The organism is Microcoleus sp. F10-B2, from assembly GCF_036704965.1.
In the GTDB taxonomy this organism is placed as follows: Bacteria; Cyanobacteriota; Cyanobacteriia; order Cyanobacteriales; family Microcoleaceae; genus Microcoleus.
Genome location: NZ_JAUBTB010000173.1, coordinates 1 through 6,278 on the forward strand (window position 1 = coordinate 1; position 6,278 = coordinate 6,278).

A 6,278-nucleotide genomic window follows, 5' to 3' on the forward strand; every position below is an offset into this window, starting at 1 on the left:
AGCCTAAAAGTGTTTGGCTTCCAAGTTTTCACAACTGATAAAGAAATCCGACCCACATCTGCGGAATGTGGGATAAAATCCAACTAATTGATTTGGAGTTTAAAGACCTAAGCTTTGAGAAATCTGGTTTTTTTCAGCGAGATACTTTCATTAAATTAGGCAATGAATATCTTGCCAAAATCGAAGGGGTGAGCGAAGACAAGATTAAAAATGCCAATAATTTTGAACGTTTCAGTAGTGACGACTTTAAAAATTTGATCGCCATCGCTTAACATCTTACCGAGAAGAAAGGGCGATTGTAAAGAACACAATATTCTTTGCGATCGCCCGACCTGTCTAAAAGTGCGTGAAGCGTAGTTATCCCGTAGGGAATCGCTCTTAATCTAACTTCCCTAACCCTTTATATTTATTTGGATTTAAACAGTCCTGGACGCACTCCCACAAAAAAACCGGGTTTTTTACCGAATTTACGGCGTGTAACGCGTCTTTCAGGAAAAAACCCGGTTTCTGGGCCCCATAGGGACGGGCAAGATGCCCATCCCACAAGAAAACTGACTCTTTGTGGAACAGGCATCTTGCCTGTTCTAGGTAATCGCAAATAACTACAAGAAAAATGACTCTTTGTGGAACAGGCATCTTGCCTGTTCCCAACAAAATCCCTACATACAGATTACGAATCTCGATCGAGCTTCAGCACAGCCATAAAAGCCTCCTGCGGCACATCCACAGTACCCACAGACTTCATCCGCTTCTTACCCTTCGCCTGCTTTTGCAGCAGCTTCTTCTTCCGCGAAATATCGCCGCCGTAACACTTCGCCAACACATCTTTCCGCAAAGCGGGAATGTGCTCCGAAGCAATCACCTTCGCGCCAATTGTCGCTTGAATCGGCACCTTAAACTGGTGGCGGGGAATCAACTCCTTGAGTTTTTCCGTCAATCCGCGGCCCACATTGTAAGCCTTATCCCGGTGTACGATCATCGCCAAAGCATCAACCGGATCGCCATTAATTAAAATGTCCATTTTCACCAACGGATTTTCGCGATAACCAATTATGTGATACTCCATGCTCGCATAACCGCGCGATCGCGATTTCATCTGGTCGAAAAAGTCAGTCACCACCTCCGCCAAAGGCAACTCGTAAACCAGCGTAGTTCGGCCTTGACTCAGATACTTCATATCCATAAAAATGCCCCGCCGACTTTGAGACAGTTCCATCAGCGCGCCCACATAAGTTTCCGGCGACAGCATTTCTACCCGCACATAAGGTTCCTCAATTTTCTCGCGATACTGAGGCTCTGGCAAGTGGCTGGGATTGTCAATTGTTAACACTTCCCCTTTAATTGTTGTGACTTGATAAACCACAGAAGGAGCCGTAACAATCAAATCCAAATTGTATTCTCTCTCCAGTCTTTCTTGCACAATTTCCATGTGCAGCAAACCCAAGAAACCGCAGCGGAAACCAAACCCCATCGCACTCGAAGTTTCCGGTTCGTAAGAAAGCGCCGCATCGTTGAGTTTGAGTTTTTCTAAGGCTTCCCGCAAATCGGGAAATTGGTCAGCATCGATCGGGAACAAGCCGCAAAAAACCATCGGTTTTGCTTCTGTATAACCCGGCCAAGGCTCCGGTGCCGGCTTTTTGACCAAAGTAATCGTATCGCCGACGCGAGCATCAGCTACGGCTTTAATTGCCGCGCCCAGATAACCAACTTCCCCCGCGTGCAGTTCATCTACTTGAACTTGAGTCGGTGAAAGGATGCCCAATTCATCGATGACATATTCCTTACCCGAAATCATCAACAAAACTCGATCGCCCTTTTTGACACTTCCGTCCATCACCCGGAAATACACAATTACCCCGCGATAAGGGTCGTAATAACTATCAAAAATTAGCGCCCGCAGCGGTTTCTCAACAGTATCCTGCGGCGGCGGCACCAATTCGACGATCGACTCCAAAATCTCATCTATACCAATTCCTTCCTTAGCCGAAGCCTCAATCGCCCCGCTACAGTCGAGACCGATAATTTCTTCAATTTCCCCTTTTACCCGTTCCGGTTCTGCCCCCGGCAGGTCAATTTTATTTAAAACTGGAATAATTTCCAAATTGTTTCCCAAAGCAAGATAGACATTTGCCAAGGTTTGTGCTTCCACGCCTTGAGATGCGTCTACCACCAGCAGCGCCCCTTCGCAAGCAGCGAGCGATCGCGACACCTCGTAAGAAAAGTCCACGTGTCCGGGAGTGTCGATCAGATTCAGCACGTACTCCTGACCGTCCTTGGCAGTATAATTCATCCGAGCCGCTTGCAGCTTGATCGTAATGCCGCGTTCGCGTTCGAGATCCATATTGTCTAAAAACTGCTCCTTCATCTCCCGTGCCTGAACAGTCCCAGTCGCCTGCAACAGGCGATCGGCCAAGGTGGATTTTCCGTGGTCGATGTGAGCAATAATCGAAAAATTACGAATGCGAGATACAGGAACGTTAGTCATAAAACCTATCGGCAAAAGATTGACTTTTGTTGTATTATAAAACTTCATTCAATTTACAATCATTTATACTCATTTAGAGACTTAAATAGAATTTAATTTTTTCTAGGCTGTGGGTTGACAGATTTATTGTATTTATGCTATGTTAAACAGTCATCTCCAGCCAATACGCCCTCCTGGGAAAAAAGTTTTCTCTCTGTTATTGTACAAAAAGCTTTTGAACGGTTGGGGAACAGCCGATCGCCAACATCCGCCCTCAAACCTCCAACTCAGTCAGGTTGCTCTCAGGAGTGCGATCGCCAACTTAAAAATATTGGTTAGAAGTTACTGGCGCTTGACAACAAGCACATAATTTGGTCAAATGACGGAAGCGGGACGGTAAGGGTGTAAAAAATATAGGTTTTCATCCGCTGTGAATATCTACGAGGGGTAAGGCATCACTTCCTTCAAAACACTTCCTTCAAAACAAAAAGGCGTAAATTCCTAGAAGGAATTGAAACTTAAGAATTAAAACTAGGATTTTTTAACGATGAGCGAATCACGTATACCCTCCCACAGTTCGTCAGAAAAAGTGGAACTATCTATCCATATAGATTCTGAACTGCTAGACCAAATTAAGCACTTGACGAATGACCCCAGCAAAGTCATTGAAACAGCAATCAAGCAGTGGCTCAGAGGCGAGCGCCGCGAAGACGAGCTGGCTCTGAGTTTGCGCCGCAACCCGCCAGTCCCGCCGCGCGGCGAATGGAACGACTGAGGTTCTCTCGCCCCAAACGGTGCGCGCAAATCAGCAGGTTGTGAAATTTAGATCGCCTGCTTCGATGTCAGGCAGATTTCGCGGCGAAAGCTACAGGTTGTTCGCAGCTAACTCGGCTAACTCACAACCTCGTAACTCTTCAAGGTGACTGAAGAAATGCGCGAGTCAGTCCCCGACTTGAGTTGTTCGCAGGCTCAGATTTTGGCATAATTTTCAAACTAGATCGTTAATCGGTGCAGATTCCTAATTCAAAATCTTAATTTTTATTTTTTAATTTCCCAAAAGGGCTGACAAAAAATAGTTTTGAGTTTTGAGTTGAGTTCGGAATTAAAAACATTAAAATTTTTAATTCATTAATAACTCAAGACGCAATGTAGTAGAAGCATAAAAGAGTTGTAAATTGTGAGTTTTGAGCGGTGAATTATTAATTCAAAGAGCCAACAATTTTTGAGTGGCTTAATAACTCAAAACTTAGCGATAGAAGCCCAAAACAATTTTGAATCTTGAGTTTTTAATAAAAAGCTCAAAAATCAAAAATCAGAACTACTTTCATCCCCTACTCTGATGGACTCTAACACAGATTTCCGGCGATCGAGCCTCGCCTCTACAGCCTTTTTTCAAGAGTTAGGGGCAGAATTAGTATTTACCCAAGACGCAAGGGGTCGATATCTATCTTTTTATTGGCAAAAAGCCGATCGGTACAAGCTCACAGCAGAACAAATTGTCGATCGCCCCCTCAGCGAAACCCTGCAACCCATCCCCCCTGCGCCTTATCTCGACATCCTGCAGCGGGCGCTCGAAACCCTGATCCCGCAACGCTTCAGCTATCCGTTTCGCCACGGCGGACAATATTTTCTCTTCGATTTGACACTCACTCCGGCGATCGACTCAAACGGCAAAGCTGCAAAAGTCTTAGTTATGGGAAGGCTGCTGTCTGACAAACCCACAGACAGACAGCCAGGTGCCTCAGAATTCATCCTCTCTCAAGCTTTGCCATCCCCCTCGGACGCCCGCCAACAAATGCCGCTTCCAGCGAGCCACATCCCCGGCAGATCGCTCCCTTCCTACTCGGAAATCGACCGCCAAACCATCTCCCAAATTGCTCAAAACCTGCACAGAACCCTCGATCTAGAGACAATTTGGCAGCAAACTGTTAACAGTTTGGGTCAAGTTTTGAACGCGAGTCGGTGCATCATCTGTTCCTACAAAAAAGACAGCGAAAATCTCGAACCCTCCCCCTTCCTTGCCTCGGAAAATCAGCAAAATTTCACCGCAGCAGCAGCCGAATTACAACAGTCCATAGCCAGCGACCGCTTGCCCCCGATTTCCCCAGCTCAAATCGAAAATCTCCAATCTAAAACTTTTAAAGTAGTAGCTGAGTACCGCCAAGAACCTTACTCTTCTATGCTGGGATTAGAACTGCGCGCAGCCGAACAGCCGGGGTGGATTCAAACTTTAGCCACCCTCAAACCAGTAGCAGTCGATTACGCCTTCCCCGCCGCCGATCCCTTCAACCGCCATTCCGTGCTCGTAGCAGCTACCTCCTATGAAGACCAACCCAATGCACTGATATCTTTGCACCGCTGTGGCAGTTCCCCGAAATGGAGTCCTCTCGAACTCGAATTCGCCCGCGAGTTAGTCGCTCAAGTCGGCAGTGCGATCGCCCACGCTACACTTTACCAAGAATTAGAACAGGCCCGCGCCGAAGCCGTAGCTCTTTCCCAACTTAAAAGTCAATTTCTTGCCAATACTTCTCACGAACTTCGCACTCCCCTCAACGGCATCCTCGGCTTTCTAAAACTGCTGGTGGACGGCATGGCAGATGACCCCGAAGAAGCGCACCAATTTATCGAAGAAGCTTACCGATCTGCAGTACATTTGTTCAACGTGATTAACGATATTTTGGATATCGCTAAAATCGAAGCTGGCAAAATGCACTTAGACCTCGCTCCCGTCAAACTCGGCGAACTGTTGCAGCAAGTTGAGAATTTTACGCGGGTTCAAATACAGCAAAAGCGATTGCAATTTCAAATCCAAAAACCTCCGGTGGAGGACGAGATTATTTTGTACGGCAACTACCAACGCCTGCTTCAGGTAATCTTGAACCTTACTGGCAATGCGATTAAATTTACCGGGGAAGGGGGAATTCGCATCAGTGCCGAAATTATTAAGAAAAAGGTGACTGTTCACAACCAGCAGTTCCCCGGAATGGTGAAAATCCGAGTCGCTGATACTGGCATTGGCGTTTCTCTCGACAAGCAAGATAAATTATTTGAGTCGTTTTTTCAGGTGGACGGCGCTCGCACCAGACAATACGGCGGCACCGGTTTGGGATTGGCTATTTCTCAAAAATTGGTAGAAGCAATGGGGGGTACAGTAAATTTTTACAGTATGGGGGAAGGACTTGGATCGACTGTTACTTTTACTGTGCCGCTTTATCAAGAACCACTCTTTAAAAATTAATCACTGGTAATCGGTCATTAGCCCTCTTCTGTCACTTTCTGCAGAAAATAATCCGGGATGCTTAGAGCATAAGACTTTTATCAAAAATCTTGATTTCCGCCATTCTGTTAAAAAATAAACGCTCAAATCCCCGCTCTATCTACAGTTAAATTTTTGGCTCTCACTTTTATTTTCCCAGAGTGACAGAAGAGGGTTAGTAATCGCTAATCGGGACGTTGAAGCAAAAACAGTCCCGGACGCAAAAACCCGGTCTCTGCACCTAATTTCGTCATATATGCTCGAACGTCACAACGAAAGAGCGGGTTTTTACCATTTTTAAAGCTCGAAATCCAGTATTTTCGCAATAAAAACTCGGTTTCTGACCGCCCGTGCGTCCAGGACTAAAGAAATAAGGAATGAGAATTAAATAACTTACAATTTATTGTTCTTGTGGGATGGGCTCTCGTAGCCCGTCCTTTCTGGACGGGCGGGACGCCCATCCCACAAATATGTGTAAATTATCTGGGGGGGTGACAACCCGCGCCAAACCCAGAGAGCGTAAAGATTTAACCCACTTGTGCTAAAAAAAGATAGGCA

General features: G+C 46.0%; 5 protein-coding genes. 4 read left to right on the top strand and 1 reads right to left on the bottom strand.

Annotation, left to right across the window (positions count from 1 at the left end):
• The first annotated feature begins 65 nt into the window (after window positions 1-65).
• Window positions 66-272: a hypothetical protein gene (locus QUA99_RS31945; protein WP_333245369.1), complete on the top strand. Its 207-nt coding sequence runs from the start codon at window positions 66-68 to the stop codon at window positions 270-272.
• A gap of 398 nt (window positions 273-670) precedes the next feature.
• On the opposite strand, the gene lepA is transcribed toward QUA99_RS31945, so the two are convergent.
• Window positions 671-2,485, bottom strand: coding sequence for a translation elongation factor 4 (gene lepA / locus QUA99_RS31950; protein WP_333245372.1), 1,815 nt, complete (start codon window positions 2,483-2,485; stop codon window positions 671-673).
• 139 nt (window positions 2,486-2,624) lie between these two features.
• Here lepA and QUA99_RS31955 point away from each other — a divergent pair, with 139 nt between their 5' ends.
• From QUA99_RS31955 to QUA99_RS31965, 3 genes are all read left to right on the top strand, one after another.
• Window positions 2,625-2,834, top strand: a complete 210-nt coding sequence (locus tag QUA99_RS31955; protein ID WP_333245375.1) for a hypothetical protein — start codon at window positions 2,625-2,627, stop codon at window positions 2,832-2,834.
• 177 nt (window positions 2,835-3,011) lie between these two features.
• Complete coding sequence (locus QUA99_RS31960; protein ID WP_333046063.1) at window positions 3,012-3,239, top strand: type II toxin-antitoxin system CcdA family antitoxin; 228 nt, start codon at window positions 3,012-3,014, stop codon at window positions 3,237-3,239.
• Between the two features lie 564 nt (window positions 3,240-3,803).
• The gene (locus QUA99_RS31965) at window positions 3,804-5,702 is read left to right on the top strand and encodes an ATP-binding protein (RefSeq protein ID WP_333245378.1); all 1,899 of its coding nucleotides are present in this window, start codon (window positions 3,804-3,806) and stop codon (window positions 5,700-5,702) included.
• Window positions 5,703-6,278: the final 576 nt, after the last annotated feature.